This is a genomic window from Tunturibacter gelidoferens, assembly GCF_040358255.1.
GTDB lineage: Bacteria > Acidobacteriota > Terriglobia > Terriglobales > Acidobacteriaceae > Edaphobacter > Edaphobacter gelidiferens.
The window spans coordinates 2,105,766-2,122,736 of record NZ_CP132938.1 but is presented as its reverse complement, the minus strand read 5'-3'; the positions used below and the strand labels follow the sequence as shown (position 1 = coordinate 2,122,736).

The window sequence follows — 16,971 nt, the reverse complement described above, 5'->3', positions numbered from 1 at the left end:
GTCAGTGCTTCGACACCATCTCCATCACATCCTTGCGCAGCGCCAGCGAACTGGCTGGCCGCGCATAGTACATGTGCCCACCGGGGTACTCATGCACCTGCACCCGCGTCGGATCGCCCATCGGCGGAATCTGGCTCACCGTCAGCACCGACCCCATAAACGGACAAGACAGATCCGCCCATCCATGCGCAATCACCACGCGCAGCTTCGGATCGGTAGCCACCGCAACCCTCAGATCTGTCGCAGAAGCCGACCCCGAAAACGCGCCATTCCGCCCGCTGTTATCCCACATTCTGTTCACATCGAACGACAGCGCGTTATAGCTCGCATCCGTCTTCCAACCAACCGTGCGAGTCACAAAATCCACCATCGCCGTAGTCGTCGGCGCAATAATGCTCAACAGAATCGGGTCCTGCGTCTCCTGCGTCGGGTTGTAAGGAAACGGATCGTAAGCCGTCACATTCGGGTCATAGCGACTCCCCAGCTTGCCCGTCTCACGAAACTCTTCCCGCAGAAACGCCTGCGTCTCCAGCCGCCCACCCGACTGCTTCACAAACGTCGGATCAAGCCCCGTCAGCTCCGTCACCCTCTTCACCAGACGAGGCGTCGCCGCCGGATCGCTGTTGCCCTTCATCAAATCCACCGCATACTCGCCGCGCGTGTAGTCGATCACCTCGGCCATACTCTCGTTCGTCAGCTTCCCTTGTCGCTCATAGTTCGCCGCGACGATCGAAGGCAGTGTGATCATCCACGGAATCGGCGAGATATCCTGCGAACCAGCCTGCGGAGCCAGCGCCGGCGAAACTAGCACCAACCCATTCACCGCGACGCCAGTCTGCGATTGCAGGTAAGCCGTCAGCCTCGGCCCGCGATACCCCCCGTAGCTCTCGCCCACAATGTACTTGCGAGACTGCAGCCGCCCGTTCTTCACCAGCCAGTCGTAGATGTTCCGCGACAGATACGCAATATCCTGGTCCGGGCCATAGAACTGCTTCTTCGACTCCTCCTCCGACACGAGCGAACGAGAAAACCCCGTCCCGATCGGGTCGATAAAAACCAGATCCGTAAAATCCAGCCACGTCCCCGGATTGTCCATCAGAGTAGCTGGATCCGACGGACTCTGCCCCTCCGCCCCGAACGCCACCCTCTTCGGCCCAATCGCCCCCAGGTTCAGATACACCGAAGCCGCACCGGGTCCGCCATTGAACGCAAACGTAACCGGCCGGTCCTTCCCCTCGACAACGTACGAGGTATAGACGACCTCCCCGCTCAGCCCGCCTTTACTATCCCGCACCGGCAGCGTGCCTACGGTCACGGTGTAGTGCAGCGTCTTTCCCTCAAACTGCATCGTCTGATCCACGTGAGCATCCGCCGGCAGGGGTGGCAGTGTGACCGACAGTCCTGGCGTAGCTGCGGGTTTCGCATCCACCGGCTTCGCATCCGGCGCGGTCTGCGCAGTCGCAGAGAGAGCAACCACAGCAGAAAAAATCGTTGGAAGGAACGAAAAAACAAGCAACTTCGTCAGGATCGAGGACCGCGTTGAAATCATGATCCAAATTTTACATAGATGTTTCGAAACAGCACGCAACCCAAACAAATACTTCGCTATTCTCATGTGTAGGTAATTCGGAGAAACAGCTTATGCGCAGCATCCTCGCCGCCGTCACTCTCAGTCTTCTCGTCGTTCCAGCCTTCGCCAAACCAAAAGATGCCGTTGTCGTCCCCATCAAGACCGCCACCGGCGAGGACGCAGGCACCGCTACCTTCAGCCCTACGAAGAAAGGTGTTCACATCAAGCTCGACCTCAAGAACCTTCCCGTAGGCGAGCACGGTGTCCACATCCACGCCAAACCGCTCTGCGACGCACCCGACTTCAAGACCGCCGGCGGTCACTTCAACCCCGAGAATAAGCAACATGGCTTCCAGAACCCCATGGGACACCACGCGGGCGACCTGCCGACCAATGTCACCATCGGCGAAGGCCATCTCGGCCAGGCCACCTTCAACGTCGACTATCTCTCGATGGACCCTGCCGCCGCCAACAGCATCCTCGCCAACGGCGGAACCTCCATCGTCATCCACGAGAAGGGCGACGACATGAAGACCGACCCCTCCGGCAACTCCGGCAACCGCATCGCCTGCGGCGTCATCTCGGCTCCTACTCCCTAACCCACATCCACTGTCCATCTTTGAACAAACCGGAACGCCCATGCGTATAGCAATGCATGGGCGTTTTACACATGACGATTCCAACCGCGAGCCGATACACAGAGCTCAAAGTTGCGACGCGCCGTCTGCCCAGAATCCCCGCGCAGCACATCTCGCAGCCTGCTCTTAAGGCTATCGAGAACCCACATATCCAACAGCAACAAATCAATCCAGCGCCCGTTCCACGCGGTACACTTCTCCCACCGACAAAATCACTTGAGGCGAAGTTGGAGCGTACCCCAGAACAGGAAGCAGCGCAGGAAGCAGTCGCCAAACTGGTACGCCAGTGCATGGCCGGCGACTCGCAGGCCTGGCAGCAGCTGGTCGCCTCCCAGCACCGCCGTATCTACGCCATCTGCTATCGTTTCACCGGTTCGGGTACCGACGCCGAAGACCTGACGCAAGAAGTCTTCCTGAAGCTCTACAAGAACCTCTCCAGCTTCGACACCCAGAAGGGCAGTTTCCAGACCTGGATCACCACGCTGGCCCGCAATCTCCTGGTCGACCACTTCCGCCGCACCCGCCTCGAGCGCGCCTCCGAGTCCCTCGACGCCACCTTTGACGGCGAAGAAGACGGTCCCACCATGGCCGACCGGCTCGCCGACCCCCGGCCCTCTCAGGAACATCATGTCGCCGGTCTCGAGCTCAAAGTTCGCGTCCAAAACGCGCTAAAGCAGCTCTCCCCAGAGCTTCGCGAAGCTGTTATCCTCCGCGATCTCGAGGATATGGATTACAAAGAGATATCACAGGTTCTCCGCATACCCGAAGGTACGGTAAAAAGCCGCATCAGCCGCGGTCGCGGGGAACTAGCAAGGCTTCTGCAACGTATAGAAGGGCAGGTGGTTTAAAGTGGCAGACTTCAACCAATTCGGCAGCGTCAAACCCGGCGCACCCGGCGATCCTCAGCACTGCGCGCAATGCGAAGCCATGCTCGTGGACGCGCTCGACGGCACCCTCTCCGCGGCAGATCAGGCCACCTTCGACACCCATATGATCGGCTGCCCCAGTTGCGCCGGCCTGCTCGCCGACGCCCAGCGCGGAGCCGCCTGGATGGAGATGCTCAAGTCTCCCCGCCCCGAACCCCCCGCCACCCTCTTTGAGAGCATCCTTGCCCAGACGAGCGGCAAAACCGCCCTCGGCCCCGCCAAAGAAGACCAACCCCCGATCGTCCTCGGCCGAACCGACTACCTTCGCACTCCGAATACGCTCCTCAGCCATCCGACTCTGCTTCCCTCCGCGTCAGGCAACCTCGCAACCAATCCCTTCGCCTCTGCCAAGGTGCTTCCCTTCCGCACTCGCGTCACCTCCGGGCTCCGCTCCTTCGGCCAGACCATGCTGCAGCCGCGCTTGGCAATGACTGCTGCCATGGCCTTCTTCTCCATCGCCCTCACCATGAACCTCACCGGGGTCCGCCTCAGTCAGCTTCGCGCCAGCGACCTCAAACCCTCCAGTATTCTGCGTAGTTGCTACGAGGCCAAAGCCAAGGTAGTCCGTTACTCCGACAATCTTCGCGTCGTCTACGAACTTGAATCGCGCGTCCGCGATCTGCAGCGCTCTTCCGACGATGAGGGATCCGCCGGAACGACCAGCACCCCAACCAACCAGAACGACTCGTCCCAGCCAAACAGCAAGCCAGCTGGCACCCAGCCGAATGATCCAAAGGATCAGAAGCCCGGCCAGAAAAATGACCAGAAGCAGAACAGCCCCAAACCCAACCCTGGCTCCAGCCGTCGCGAAACCCCCGGCGGCAATATCCAGCTAGTAGCGTCAGTTAGTACCCGGGCCCCTCTCCCCTTCCAGTCTCAGAATTTTGTTGTCTTTACTCCCAGTGTCATTAAGTCGGAAGGGGGATTGGTATGACTTGCGCAAACCATCCTGAACGTGAACGTGTTGCTTTCTGCCAGAACTGCGGCAAGCCACTCTGCCAGGAGTGCACCCGCACCGTCGGCTCTGCTGTCTTCTGCGAATCCTGCCTCGCCGCCAAACTCTCAGGTGCCGGAGCCCCACCACCCGCTGCCGGCTCTTACGCCTATAGCGGAGCGGAAGCCGGCGTAAACTACTCTGCCAGCGGCGTCATTCCGCCCCCCATCCCTCCGGGAGCACCAAACCCCGGCCTCGCCGCACTCTTAGGCTTTATCCCCGGCGTAGGTGCAATGTACAACGGCCAATACGCCAAGGGAGTCGTGCATCTGGTCGTCTTCGCGATCCTCGTCAGCCTCGCCGACGAGCACGGTATCTTCGGGCTCTTTATCGCCGGCTGGGTGTGCTACCAGGTTATCGAGGCCTACCACACCGCCAAAGCCCGGCGAGACGGCACCCTGCTCCCAAATCCCTTCGGCCTGAACGATCTCGGCGAACGCCTCGGCTTCGGAAAGTCCTGGCCCGGCACAGCCCAATCAGGCTCAGCCGCCCCCTTCGTTCCGCAAGGAACCGCTCCGACACCCGACGTCCCAAACTCCCCGCCCAGCAGCCCCTACACCCCACCGCCCTCCGGCTATCCGCCCCAGCAGCCGCCCTCCGCCGCCTGGGGAACTCCTTGGGAGAACTACGCTCCTCCCGTACCCCCGATCCCGCCCTACGGCGCTCCCGCCTACCCGCTGGATCCTGGCCTCACGCCACCGCGTAACCGCTTTCCCGCCGGCGCTCTCTGGCTGATTGGTCTCGGCTGCATCTTCCTGATCGGCAACGCAGGCCTCTTCCACCACTTCCCCATTCACCGAATCATCCCCTTCTTCCTCATCGGACTCGGCGTCTGGCTCTTCGTCCACAAGATGACCGGCACAGGGAACGGCCTCTCAGATGACGGCACCCCCGCCTACCAATACCGGCTCTTCAGCGCCTTGCGCGGTTCCATCTGGGTCATTCTCGTTGGTATCCTCTTCCTGCTCGACTCCTTCGACATTCTGTCCTGGTCCCATAGCTGGCCGCTCTTCATCATCGTCGCCGGCCTCATGGCAGTCTTTCAACGCACCTCTTTCAACTCTGCCGCAGCCGTAGCCTACCCTTATGGGGTTCCTCCGGCCTCCCCGGTCGCTCCACCCCCACCGGCCCCTCCAAGCACCAGCATCGTCCCCTCCAACCAGCACGATCAGGAAGGGAGCTAGGCCATGGGAAGTTATCCTCCTCCACCCTATCCGCCACCGCCCGGCCCACCCTACGGAGGCGACTGGAAGTATCAGCGCCGCGTCCTCAAAGAGCAGGCCCGTGCCCAGCGCGACATGGCCCGCGCCCAGCGTGACGCCTACCGCTATCAGGCCCGCAGCCTCCGTCGCAGCTCCATCCTTGGACCTCTGCTGCTCATCACCATCGGCATCCTCTTCTTGCTGGTGCAAACCGGTCGCGTCGCAGCCCACAGCCTCTGGGACTGGTACGCCCGCTTCTGGCCGATCCTCCTCGTAGGCGCCGGCGTCATCATGCTCCTGGAATGGGCATACGACCAGTACATGCAGTCCGATGACACCCAGCCCCGTTATCGTCGCCGGCTGGGAGGTGGGGTCTTCGCCCTGCTCCTGATCCTGGGCATAACCGGGATCGTCTTCAGCAGCGTACGCAACGGCAACGGTCACAGCTACGTGCTCAACGGTCTCAACCTCAATCAAGATAACCTCGACGAGTTTCTCGGCGACAAACACGAGAGCGACCAGATGCTCTCGCAATCGTTCCCCGCCAACAGCGGCTTCACCGTCGATAACCCGCGCGGCGACGTCTCCATCTCCGGCACCAGCGATGACAACCAGATTCACATCTCCGTCCACAAAGAGGTCTACACTCGTTCCGACTCTGACGCCGACAGCAAAGCCAAAAAACTCAGTCCGAATCTGACCAACACCGGAGACAGCCTCTCTCTCTCCATGCCAGCCATCGACGGCACCCGCGCCGACCTCACGATTACCTTGCCGGCGACTGCACCTGTAATTGTCTCCGCCAACCACGGCGACATCCACGTCAGTGCACTCAAGGCTCCGCTTCAGGTTACCGCCAACCACGGCAACATCGAGCTCACCGGCATCACCGGACCCGTCGTTACTCACGTCAACAACAGCGACTCCGACCTCTCCGCGCATAGCGTCTCCGGCCCCCTCACCATTCAAGGTCGCGGCCATGACACAACACTCTCTGACCTCACCGGCCCGGTCACCATGAGTGGAGACTTCTTCGGTACCACGCACTTCGAACACATCCGCGGTCCCATCAAATTTCACACCAGCCGCACCGATCTTCAGTTCGCCCGTCTCGATGGCGAGATCGATATCAGCCACTCCGACATCACCGCCAGTGAAGCCGTCGGTCCCCTTACGCTCACGGCAGGCAACCGCAACGTGACCCTGGAGCGGGTCGCCGGCGATGTCACCGTCACCAATCGCAACGGGTCGGTTGACCTCACCAGCGCACCCCCTCTCGGCAATGTCACCGTCGAGAATCGCAACGGCTCCGTCAACCTCACCCTGCCCGAGCAGGCCAACTTCGCCTATCAACTCGACGCCACCAACGGCGACATCGAGAGCGACTTCTCCGAGATTCAAATCCCCGATGGCGGCCTCCAAAAGAAGACCATCAACGGCACTGCAGGCAAAGGCGGTCCCCTTCTGCATATCTCCACCAGCCAGGGCGACATCTCCTTGAAGAAGGGGAGCATCATGCCGCTGCCCCCTCTGCCTCCCATGCCAAAGATCACCGCCATGCCGGAAGATGCACGCCAGGCTATTCAGGACGCGAAGCGGGAGGCGCAGGACGCCGCCCGTGAAGGCAAGCAGGCTGCGGAAGAGGGTAAGCGCGAAGCAAAGCAGGCAGCAGATGAAGCGAAACGCCAAGCCGACGAAGCGAAGCGTGAAGCCAAACAAGCTGCCGACGAAGCCAGACGCGAGGCCAAACAGCAGAAAGATCAAAACCAATAACCATAGTTGCGCTGACAAAGGCAGCACCTGGGCGGGATCTGGATGTGCAGTGCGTGAACTCGATCGGCTGCACGTCGAGGCGTCTGTCAGTCCTCGGACAAAAAAGTTGGCCTCTTCGCTCGAGAGGCCAACACGAAACCTGAAGGACCCTCTGAGTAAGTGCTCACCAGTTTTTGCTGTCATCCTGAGCGGGAGCGAAGGATCCCGACAGGCTTCACACCCCATACCATCAAAGCCTTTCTACCCTTACTTCCGGATTCTTAGCACCCACACCCGCCACCAAACCCTTCTACTTCCGGCTCAATCAGAGGTCCCGTAAGTCATCTCTTCGCAGCAATCGAGATTGGAGTCGAGGCCCGAACTCCATAGGTATTGGCAAAACTGTTTTGATTGATGCCGAGGCTTAGCCTGCCGCGCGAATCAATGTAAGCCAGTGGTTTCCCAACCGCTACGTCGCTGAAGGTCTTTACAAACGGCAGCTGGTAAAGGTGATCGCCTACCTGCACCGGCACGATATCCCCCACGCGATACCCAAGCTTCGCAAACGTCTCAGCCGGAACGTTCAGCACAAGGTTTCCAAAAGGCCCATCGGTCCCGATCACCTCACCATGTAGGCCCGACGCATCCACCACTGCGCTTCGCAGATCGAGCCTTACCAGACTCGCCACCTCCACCGCCGGGCCAGCCTTCGTCCAATCATCGCCTCGCGCAAGATGCGCCCCCGCCGGAGAAAAGATATCTCTGCCATGAAATGTCGAAGAGGTCTTCGCCCCGATCATCCACTCCGGATTAGTGATCTGTCTCGCACCGTCAATTCCGTCCCGATCCTGGATCAATGTCAGCAGGCCGTTATCCGGCAATACAAAATACTGCCCCGTTTTGGAATGAGCGATGATGGCGCGACGCGTACTTCCCACCGTTGGGTCGATGACCACAACAAACACCGCATCCTTCGGGAAGTAGGGCGAAGATCCTGCAAGAAATCGAGCACCCTCCGCAATGTCGTATGGCGTGGCCTGGTGAGTAATGTCAATGATCCTCACCCCAGGCGCCACTCCGTTCATAACCGCCTTGCAGATTCCAACAGCATCGTCCTTCACATCGAAGTCCGTCATGAAACCAATCGTCCGCAGCGCAGTTTCACTCGAGCCGCTTTGGGCCGAGACTTCGCGGACAAGACCCGTCCATGAGAAGCCCGCCATCAGCAACAGAACACAAATCTTCTTGAACAAATCGAGTCGTCTCACCAACAACCTCACAGGAATCAAATAGGGATCTCTTCAATCATACCCAGTCTGTGGTCAGATACCTTGCGAGCCGGAGATCTTCCAGGCCCTTCCGCCGAATCAAATCGGTCGGTCTTGATATATTGAATATCTCGACAGATGGTTCAACATCATTTGCTGCGTTTCTCTCAATCTCCTTCAGGAGAACTATCGTGCGACGTCGTTCCTTCATCGCTTCTCTTCCGTTGGTTGCCGCTGGGTCTCTCTCCTCCATTCAACCGAATCTCCTCGGTCAGAGCCCTGCCAACAAACTCGATCAAGGTTCAACTCCCAAGTTTCAGCCGGCAGGCGATGAGCGCTTCATCCGTTCCGATGTCCACGCTGGTGACCGCGTCTCAGGAGCCAGCTTTGCCAGCCGATCCGCTGTCATGGGCTGCTCAGGCGCAGCCGGCACAGCCCATCCGCTCGCGACTCTGACCGCAATCGAGATCTTGAAAAAAGGCGGCTCAGCCATCGACGCTGCAGTAGCTGCCAACGCCTGTCTCGGTTTTCTCGAACCCACCAGTTCAGGCATCGGCGGCGACTGTTACGCAATGATCTGGGACCCGAAGCTCTCCAAAGTGGTGGGATTAGCTGGCTCCGGCCGCTCGCCGAAGTCACTCACCCTGGAAACAGCACGCGCCCGCGCCAAAAACGGAGCACTCCCACCCCTCGGAGCAGTCACCGTCTCCACCCCCGGCGCCCTCGATGCCTGGTGGACGCTTCATCAACGCTACGGCAAACTCAAATGGGCTGAGCTCTTCGAACCCGCCATTCATCTCGCCGAATCCGGCGTCCCCGTGCCTCAAATCATCGGGTACTACATCAAGCGAAATCTCGCTGCCTTCACGCGCCCAGGCTCTGGAGTCGAAGAGACCGCAAACGCACTTCACACCTGGGCTCCGAATGGTAAAGCTCCGAGCGAAGGCGACGTCTTCCGCAACCCAGACCTCGCCCGCACCTACCGCCTTATCGCCGAGGGAGGCCGCGACGCCTACTACGACGGCCCTATCTCGAAGACCATCGATGCCTACTTCAAGCGCATCGGGGGCTGGCTTTCCGCACAAGATCTCCGCGACCAACATGCCGAATGGACCGATCCCCTCGTGACCACCTACCGTGGCGTCGAGGTCTACGGAATGGCCGCTAACACCCAGGGTCTCGCGACCCTCCAACTGCTCAACATCGCAGAGAACTTCGACCTGCGCAACATGGGCTTTCAATCCGCTCAATCGCTCCACGTTCAGATCGAAGCCAAACGACTGGCGTACGAAGATCGAGCGCGTTACTACGCAGACCCGGACTTCGCAAAGATTCCAATCGAATGGCTCAACTCCAAGGCCTACGCCGCCGAACGAGCAAAACTCATCAAGCTCGGCAGCATCCTCACCCCAGTTCATCCGGGCCAGGCCCCGAGCCACGGAGACACCACCTACTTCACCGTCGCCGACAAAGACGGCCTCATGATCTCTCAGATTCAGTCGAACTTCCGCGGCATGGGCTCTGGCCTGGTAGCCGACGGCTTAGGTTTCATGTTCCAGGACCGCGGCCAACTCTTCTCTCTCCAGGACGGTCATCCGAACATCTACGCCCCAGGCAAACGCCCCTTCCAGACCATCATCCCCGGCTTCTCCACCAGAGACGGAAAGCCCTGGATGTCCTTCGGAGTGATGGGCGGAGACATGCAGCCGCAGGGACAGGCCCAGATCATCATCAATCGCGTGGACTACGGTCTCGACATCCAGGCCGCAGGAGACAGCCCCCGCTGGCACCACGAAGGCTCCTCCCAAAGCATGGGAGAAGATCCACCAAACCTCGACCCCAAAGGCATCGTTCGCCTCGAAGCCGGAGTCCCAGAATCCACCCGCAACGCTCTCATTGCCCTCGGTTGGCCGATGGGCCCATCCGACGGCGGCTACGGCCGCTACGAATGCATCGAACACCGCATGAGCGGCTCCGATCGTTTCTACTCCGCCGCCAGCGAGATGCGAGCCGACGGCTGCGCCCTCGCCTACTAGCGGAGAAACTAAGCGGCGAAAGTTCAGACGCTACTCTTCGGTCGCCAGCTTTCCGAAGACATCTCCTACCCACACGTCATCTCGACCGGAGCTACAGACAGACTCATCGTCTGCAGCGTAGTGGAGAGACCCCCCGCATTTTGTCTCTGTCTTTCGCTGTCATGCCGCAGCGCCTTCTGAAGACCAGACGATCAGAGTCCCATCGGAAGATTTTCGAGCATCTTGAGGCCACCGGGTTGTCGGCTTGCTTGAATTGGTGATAAGTTGCCCAGCGTTTCAAAAGACCTCTCGGTCCAATCGTCCGACTTTCGGAATGGGTACATAAGCCGTAAGAGATATCTCAGCTCTTCGTCGCCACCTCCTAAGCGTCCAACTCGACAGCACTCTTGCCAAAGTGCAGTGTGGAATACTGACTCGGCAAGATGTTGAGCCTGCATAGCCTCTAACCAACTAACCGGGTGGGAGCGACGACGAACACCGTGGGCGGAGGTAGCATCTCGTAGACTTTGCAGGGCGTAAATAGCGTCGCCGAGTCTCTTCCGGCGTGTGCCCGGAAAACCTACTAGTTCGTTGAAATCAAGCCCCCGCGACATAAGAATTGCTCTAAACCGATGTTCCTTTCCTGGCTCACCAACAACCGCTTCGACTGTTCTAAAGGAACTGAGTATGACGTTTTCCAGTTGCACTCGATCACGCTCATGCTTCACAGGCATGCTTCTCTGTCGCAAAATGTCGCTTATCCCGTCGCCAGTGAAAGCATAATCGGGACAGGCGGACTGAAAAAAACTACAGGCTGCAAATAGCCAGTCAGACTGCAACAATATTGGAAGCTGGAAGAACAAAAAGGCGACAAGAATGTCGGGCACCATATAAAAACTTCAAAGCTGGGATTCAAAAGTTCTCTCCAAGAAGAAATCACCATCTCGGCGAGCTCGAATCTTTACCGCTTGAACAAGATCAGCGCCAAGTATCTCGCGGTCACGAACAACTTCTGCGGGAAGCAATTGCAAAGAAAGATCTTCAATACGGCCATGATTTAATTGGGTGAATAGACCTTCGAAGTCGCTTAGTACTCGTCTCGCTGACGTAAGATTGTTTTGCTCAACTTCTATACACAGTCTCCATTGGCCAACGTGGCGACTACGAAGGTCAGATAGTCTGAGGCTCACGATTCGGGAATTCTTGATTCCCGTCGAACACAAAATGTACGGCGGAATATCTTTTTGGTGTTCAAACCAAGTGCCGAGCGAGAATCCCAAGATGATGTAACGTGAGTATCGACGTGGGGCCATAGTTTGAAAGTTTATAACGTACAACAGATCTTGATTTTGAAGGCGCGTGGCCCATATCTAGGAAGGCAGGGCACGTCAAACGAATCACAACTTTTGGGGACCCGACCTTCGCACTGCCTCATTGCGCTAAGGTGGGCATTCGAGCGAGGCTCGGAACCCTTCACCCTCACGACATCCAGTACATCTAGCCAACCAATGGCTCTGTCTGCATCCATTGTCGATATGCTGTTGAGGTCGAGCACCTCACCCCGGCCCCCCGCAAGTCCATATCTCGGCTCCGCCTCAAAGGAGAACTGAATGGCAACCAGTGGCACTCTCATCCCAGCAACCGAACTCGCAGCAAAGAACAAATCGCACTTCCCCAATGAAAGCCCCGAGTACCGGAAGGCGCGCAACGCCCTCCTCGCCGAAGAGATCGAACTCAGGCGTCACATCGAGCGAGTCGCAGAGCTGCGCCGTGCATTGCCTCCCGGTGGCACCCTCGAACAGGACTACACCCTAGAAGGCGAAAAAGGCACGGTACATCTGTCGGAGCTCTTCGGCGACAAGCAAACCCTCATCATCTACAGCATGATGTTCGGCCCAGAACGCCAACGCGCATGTCCGGTATGCACCTCTTTTCTCTCCGCGTGGGACGGAACCGCAAGGAATCTCCGCGAACGCGTCTCCCTGGCGGTCTTCGCACGCTCACCCATCCAGCGGCTTCTCGAATTCAGCAAAGAACGAGGCTGGCAAAACCTGCAACTCTACTCCGACAGCAAAGGCGACTACACCCGCGCCTACGTCAGTGCCGACGACGGCGACGTCCCAGGCTTGAACGTCTTTACCCGCCGCGACGGTACCATCCGCCACTTCTGGGGCGGCGAGATCAGTGGCGAGATGGCCGATCCAGGCCAGGATCCCCGTGGCGCCCCGGAGATCGACCTGCTCTGGACATTCCTAGACCTCGCACCCGAAGGCCGCGGAACCGATTGGTATCCAAAGCTCGAATACACACCGGCCCAACTAACCAACATCAAATAAGACACAAACTCATTTGAGTTGTGGCAATCACGTTCTGATAAGGTTCAGCTCATGCGACCTCAGATCGCTCCGCAAAATCTCAAGCGACGCATTCTGAAAGATGCGCTCCGTAGAAATGAGCCACGCGACGTGGCCTTTCGGCGCATCATCCGTTCCGTTCCCAGGGGGAAGGTCTCGACTTACGGCAAAGTCGCTGCGGCAGCCGGCTATCCGCTGTACCACCGGGCAGTCGCAAAGCTGTTGCGCAGCGCTCCGCTTCACGGACTCCCCTGGCAACGAATAGTAGGGGCAGGCGGCGAGATCAAACTGAAAGGCGATGCTGCCGCAGAGCAACGCCTTCGTCTCAGCATGGAAGGCGTAAAGTTTCGAGGCAAGCGCGTCAACATGGAAGTCTACGAACATACCCTCCGAAGTTGGGACACCTTCGACGAGTCTCCTTGACTCCCAATCGACGATCGCATCCCTCATCGATCTCACCGGTCATCAAATGACACCAGTCATCAAAATCGTATAGACCATCCAGAACAGTCGCCGCAAACCACCTTCAGAGCGCTCGCACCCCCCGGTTGTACGAGCGGAAAGACCACAGGTGACCATAGAAATGCACTCATTCACCAGCAAAACACCACGCTAATGACCACGTTTTACTGCACAGAAATTGTCGTCTTCGTCCCAGAAAGCCAAAAGAATCAAGCCCAAATGCCCAAATGGAACCCGCCAAAACCAAAAATCAACCACAACTCACCACAAACCCCTAAGACCTCTCTTATCCACAGGCAAGTGGTCAGTCCTCCGCTCTTGACTTTTCCAGCCCGCGGAAGCGTGGGAGACGTCCTAAAAGGAACGGCCCGGTCAATAAAAAAGCCCCATCCTCGAAAGGATGGGGCTCTGTATTATGCCGGCGATCACCTAATCTCCCACACACTTACGCGTGCAGTACCATCGGCCCAACGAGGCTTAACTTCCGTGTTCGGGATGGGAACGGGTGTGACCCTCGCGGTAAACTCACCGACAAACTTTAGAAATCTCGCTCTCGCGATCTTCCACAACTGAATAGATTGGGATTAGACGTTTGTTGCATTTACTGCGTATTTTCCAAAAGATATAACTACAAAGCTTGTATTGAATGACTCCAGAACAGTGGACTTTCTCACTGCGCAGAGTAAATTCTATGGACAAGCCGAACGGGCGATTAGTACTGGTAAGCTACATGCATTACTGCACTTCAACCTCCAGCCTATCAACCTAGTGGTCTTCTAGGGCCCTTCATTTCCCTTTTGGGTTGGGAGATCTCATCTTAGAGCGTGCTTCCCGCTTATATGCATTCAGCGGTTATCACAACCGAACTTCGCTACCCAGCCGTGCCCTTGGCAGGACAACTGGAACACAAGAGGTTCGTCCATCCCGGTCCTCTCGTACTAAGGACAGCCCTCTTCAAATCTCCTACGCCCACAGCAGATAGAGACCGAACTGTCTCGCGACGTTCTGAACCCAGCTCACGTACCACTTTAATCGGCGAACAGCCGAACCCTTGGAACCTTCTACAGCTCCAGGATGTGATGAGCCGACATCGAGGTGCCAAACCGAAGCGTCGATATGAACTCTTGGCTTCGATCAGCCTGTTATCCCCGGCGTACCTTTTATCCGTTGAGCGATGGCCCTTCCATACAGAACCACCGGATCACTAAGGCCTGCTTTCGCATCTGCTCGACTTGTAGGTCTCGCAGTTAACCACACTTATGCCTTTGCACTCGACGGTCGATTTCCAAACGACCTGAGTGTAGCTTCGCGCGCCTCCGTTACAATTTAGGAGGCGACCGCCCCAGTCAAACTACCCGTCTTACTATGTCCCTCTCCCGGATTACGGGAGCAGGTTAGAATCACAACAACCGCAGGGTGGTATCTCACCGTTGGCTCCACCAAACCCAAAAGTCTGGCATCAAAGCCTCCCACCTATCCTGCGCAGCAGTGGCCGTAACTCATAGTAAAAGTATAGTAAAGGTGCACGGGGTCTTTTCGTCTAGCTGCGGGTAACCGGCATCTTCACCGGTACTACAAGTTCGCCGAGCAACTCGTTAAGACAGTCGAACGATCGTTACTCCATTCGTGCAGGTCGGAACTTACCCGACAAGGAATTTCGCTACCTTAGGACCGTTATAGTTACGGCCGCCGTTCACCGGGGCTTCAGTTCAAAGCTTCGAGCTTGCGCCCTAACCTCTCCCTTTAACCTTCCGGCACCGGGCAGGAGTCAGCCCCTATACGTCGTTTTTGACTTTGCAGAGACCTGTGTTTTTGTTAAACAGTCGCCGTTCGCGTTTCACTGCGGCCCCTCTGGGCTTGCACCCTGAAGGGCGACCCTTCTCCCGAAGTTACGGGTCTAATTTGCCGAGTTCCTTAACAAGCTTTCACTCGAGCGCCTTTGGATATTCTCCTCGTCTACCTGTGTCGGTTTGTGGTACGGTTCCCAATCTCTCTCCTTAGAGGTTTTTCTTGGCAGCATGAAATCAGCAGCTTTCAGCCATTCGGCTTACTGCTTTACGCCTCACTGTTAAGACTCTCCGGATTTGCCTAGAGAATCCAGCTTACGCGTATCGAGCCCCATAGCCATAGGAGGCCCTGCTTATCCTTCTGCGTCACCCCATCGTGATAACGAAAAACTGGGAGGTCCGGAATATTAACCGGATTTCCATCGCTTACGCCTTTCGGCCTCAGCTTAGGGACCGCCTAACCCTGAGCGGATTAACCTTCCTCAGGAAACCTTAGACTTTCGGCGTGAAGGGTTCTCACCTTCATTATCGCTACTTATGCCGGCAGGGTCTCTTCTGTAATGTCCACGCATCTTCCCAGTTGCGCTTCATCCACGACAGAATGCTCTCCTACCACGCACACCTAATGGTGTGCATCCGCTGCTTCGGTATACAGTTTTAGCCCCGTTGTATTGTCGGCACCGGACCGCTTGACCAGTGAGCTATTACGCTTTCTTTAAAGGATGGCTGCTTCTAAGCCAACCTCCTGGCTGTCTGAGCGTTCCGACTTCCTTTCCCACTTAACTGTAATTTTGGGACCTTAGCAGGCGGTCTGGACTGTTTTCCTCTCGACTGTGAAGCTTAGCCCCCACAGTCTGACTCCCGGGCTGGTTGTGATCGGCATTCGAAGTTTGATTAGATTCAGTAAGCCGGAAAGCCCCCTAGTCTATCCATGTCTCTACCACCGATCCAAATCACCCGAGGCTAGCCCTAAAGCTATTTCGGAGAGAACGAGCTATAACGGAATTTGATTAGCCTTTCACCCCTACCCTCAGCTCATCCGAGCTTTTTTCAACAAACACCGGTTCGGTCCTCCAGTGAGTGTTACCTCACCTTCAACCTGGCCAAGGGTAGATCATCCCGCTTCGCGTCTATTCCTGCCAACTTATCGCCCTATTCAGACTCGCTTTCGCTGCGGCTCGCTCACGCTTAACCTTGCTGACAAGAATAACTAGCCGGCTCATTATGCAATAGGCACGCGGTCAGACATTCCCTTACGGGCATAGTCCTCCCACTGCTTGTAGGCACACGGTTTCAGGTACTTTTCACTCCCCTCAATGGGGTGCTTTTCGCCTTTCCCTCACGGTACTGGTTCACTATCGGTCAGAAACGAGTATTTAGCCTTACGGGATGGTCCCCGTGGATTCAAGCAGGGTTTCTCGTGCCCCGCCTTACTCAGGTACCTGCTTCGAGTCTGGATCGCTTTCGTCTACGGGTCTGTCACCCTCTTTGGATCTCCTTTCCAGAAGATTCGACTAGCAACCAGATTGGTAACTCTACTTTTGCAGGCCCTACAACCCCCGAACTACCTAAATAGTACGGGTTTGGGCTGTTCCGATTTCGCTCGCCACTACTATCGGAATCGAGGTTTCTTTCTCCTCCTGGAGGTACTGAGATGGTTCACTTCCCTCCGTTCGCCTGTTCCAACCTATGAATTCAGTTGGACATACCCAGGTTTTACCTGGGTGGGTTTCCCCATTCGGAAATCTCCGGATCAACGCGTGTGTGCCGCTCCCCGAAGCTTATCGCAGCTTGCCGCGTCCTTCATCGCCTGTTTCTGCCAAGGCATCCACCGTGCGCCCTTAGTAGCTTGACCATAGAATTTACTCGCACGCAGCAGAGTGAAAACCTCTGCAACATAGAGAATCTACGTTTGATAATAGTCCACGCCTGTGTCGTACAACCGTCATCTCAACTTGCGAGAATCAGGTCGGTAACACGAAAATTATTCTAAAGACACTCAA

Annotated in this window: 11 protein-coding genes and 2 rRNA genes; 8 read left to right on the top strand and 5 right to left on the bottom strand. The window is 57.2% G+C overall.

Annotated features, from left to right (window positions below; genetic code table 11):
* Position 1: 1 nt before the first annotated feature.
* On the bottom strand, positions 2-1,549 hold the full coding sequence (locus RBB81_RS09380; protein ID WP_353073493.1) for a S10 family peptidase: 1,548 nt from the start codon (positions 1,547-1,549) through the stop codon (positions 2-4).
* Positions 1,550-1,641: 92 nt separating this feature from the next.
* On the opposite strand from RBB81_RS09380, the gene RBB81_RS09375 reads away from it, so the two are divergent.
* The 5 genes from RBB81_RS09375 to RBB81_RS09355 all read left to right on the top strand — a co-directional run bounded on the left by RBB81_RS09375 (position 1,642) and on the right by RBB81_RS09355 (position 7,103).
* The gene (locus RBB81_RS09375; RefSeq protein WP_353073492.1) at positions 1,642-2,169 is read left to right on the top strand and encodes a superoxide dismutase family protein; all 528 of its coding nucleotides are present in this window, start codon (positions 1,642-1,644) and stop codon (positions 2,167-2,169) included.
* 71 nt (positions 2,170-2,240) lie between these two features.
* Positions 2,241-3,056 (top strand): RNA polymerase sigma factor, encoded by an 816-nt coding sequence (locus RBB81_RS09370; RefSeq protein ID WP_353073491.1) that lies wholly within the window; start codon positions 2,241-2,243, stop codon positions 3,054-3,056.
* 1 nt (position 3,057) lies between these two features.
* Complete coding sequence (locus RBB81_RS09365) at positions 3,058-4,068, top strand: anti-sigma factor family protein (protein ID WP_353073490.1); 1,011 nt, start codon at positions 3,058-3,060, stop codon at positions 4,066-4,068.
* Positions 4,065-5,312, top strand: a complete 1,248-nt coding sequence (locus tag RBB81_RS09360) for a B-box zinc finger protein (protein ID WP_353073489.1) — start codon at positions 4,065-4,067, stop codon at positions 5,310-5,312. Before RBB81_RS09365 ends, RBB81_RS09360 begins: the two co-directional genes overlap by 4 nt.
* Before the next feature lie 3 nt (positions 5,313-5,315).
* Positions 5,316-7,103, top strand: coding sequence for a DUF4097 family beta strand repeat-containing protein (locus RBB81_RS09355; protein ID WP_353073488.1), 1,788 nt, complete (start codon positions 5,316-5,318; stop codon positions 7,101-7,103).
* A gap of 320 nt (positions 7,104-7,423) precedes the next feature.
* On the opposite strand, the gene RBB81_RS09350 is transcribed toward RBB81_RS09355, so the two are convergent.
* On the bottom strand, positions 7,424-8,350 hold the full coding sequence (locus tag RBB81_RS09350; RefSeq protein WP_353073487.1) for an SAM hydrolase/SAM-dependent halogenase family protein: 927 nt from the start codon (positions 8,348-8,350) through the stop codon (positions 7,424-7,426).
* 191 nt (positions 8,351-8,541) lie between these two features.
* Between RBB81_RS09350 and RBB81_RS09345 the strand changes: the two genes are divergently transcribed.
* Positions 8,542-10,386: a gamma-glutamyltransferase family protein gene (locus RBB81_RS09345; RefSeq protein ID WP_353073486.1), complete on the top strand. Its 1,845-nt coding sequence runs from the start codon at positions 8,542-8,544 to the stop codon at positions 10,384-10,386.
* 191 nt (positions 10,387-10,577) lie between these two features.
* Here the strand turns inward: RBB81_RS09345 and RBB81_RS09340 are convergent, their stop codons facing one another.
* Positions 10,578-11,255, bottom strand: a complete 678-nt coding sequence (locus RBB81_RS09340; protein ID WP_353073485.1) for a hypothetical protein — start codon at positions 11,253-11,255, stop codon at positions 10,578-10,580.
* Positions 11,256-11,975: 720 nt separating this feature from the next.
* On the opposite strand from RBB81_RS09340, the gene RBB81_RS09335 reads away from it, so the two are divergent.
* On the top strand, positions 11,976-12,701 hold the full coding sequence (locus RBB81_RS09335; protein ID WP_179581663.1) for a DUF899 family protein: 726 nt from the start codon (positions 11,976-11,978) through the stop codon (positions 12,699-12,701).
* Positions 12,702-12,752: 51 nt separating this feature from the next.
* A complete protein-coding gene (locus RBB81_RS09330) occupies positions 12,753-13,142 on the top strand; it encodes an MGMT family protein (protein ID WP_353073484.1) in 390 nt (129 codons plus the stop codon).
* 455 nt (positions 13,143-13,597) lie between these two features.
* Here the strand turns inward: RBB81_RS09330 and rrf are convergent.
* Together rrf and RBB81_RS09320 are read right to left on the bottom strand one after the other, a co-directional pair.
* Positions 13,598-13,714: ribosomal RNA gene (gene rrf, locus RBB81_RS09325) — 5S ribosomal RNA — on the bottom strand.
* 158 nt (positions 13,715-13,872) lie between these two features.
* Positions 13,873-16,823 (bottom strand): 23S ribosomal RNA (locus RBB81_RS09320).
* Positions 16,824-16,971 lie beyond the last annotated feature (148 nt).

Coding starts and splice junctions, on each gene's coding strand:
- RBB81_RS09380 (WP_353073493.1), bottom strand. CDS start 1,549: ATGATTTCAACGCGGTCCTCGATCCTGACGAAGTTGCTTGTTTTTTCG.
- RBB81_RS09375 (WP_353073492.1), top strand. CDS start 1,642: ATGCGCAGCATCCTCGCCGCCGTCACTCTCAGTCTTCTCGTCGTTCCA.
- RBB81_RS09370 (WP_353073491.1), top strand. CDS start 2,241: ATGACGATTCCAACCGCGAGCCGATACACAGAGCTCAAAGTTGCGACG.
- RBB81_RS09355 (WP_353073488.1), top strand. CDS start 5,316: ATGGGAAGTTATCCTCCTCCACCCTATCCGCCACCGCCCGGCCCACCC.
- RBB81_RS09330 (WP_353073484.1), top strand. CDS start 12,753: ATGCGACCTCAGATCGCTCCGCAAAATCTCAAGCGACGCATTCTGAAA.
- RBB81_RS09335 (WP_179581663.1), top strand. CDS start 11,976: ATGGCAACCAGTGGCACTCTCATCCCAGCAACCGAACTCGCAGCAAAG.
- RBB81_RS09340 (WP_353073485.1), bottom strand. CDS start 11,255: ATGGTGCCCGACATTCTTGTCGCCTTTTTGTTCTTCCAGCTTCCAATA.
- RBB81_RS09360 (WP_353073489.1), top strand. CDS start 4,065: ATGACTTGCGCAAACCATCCTGAACGTGAACGTGTTGCTTTCTGCCAG.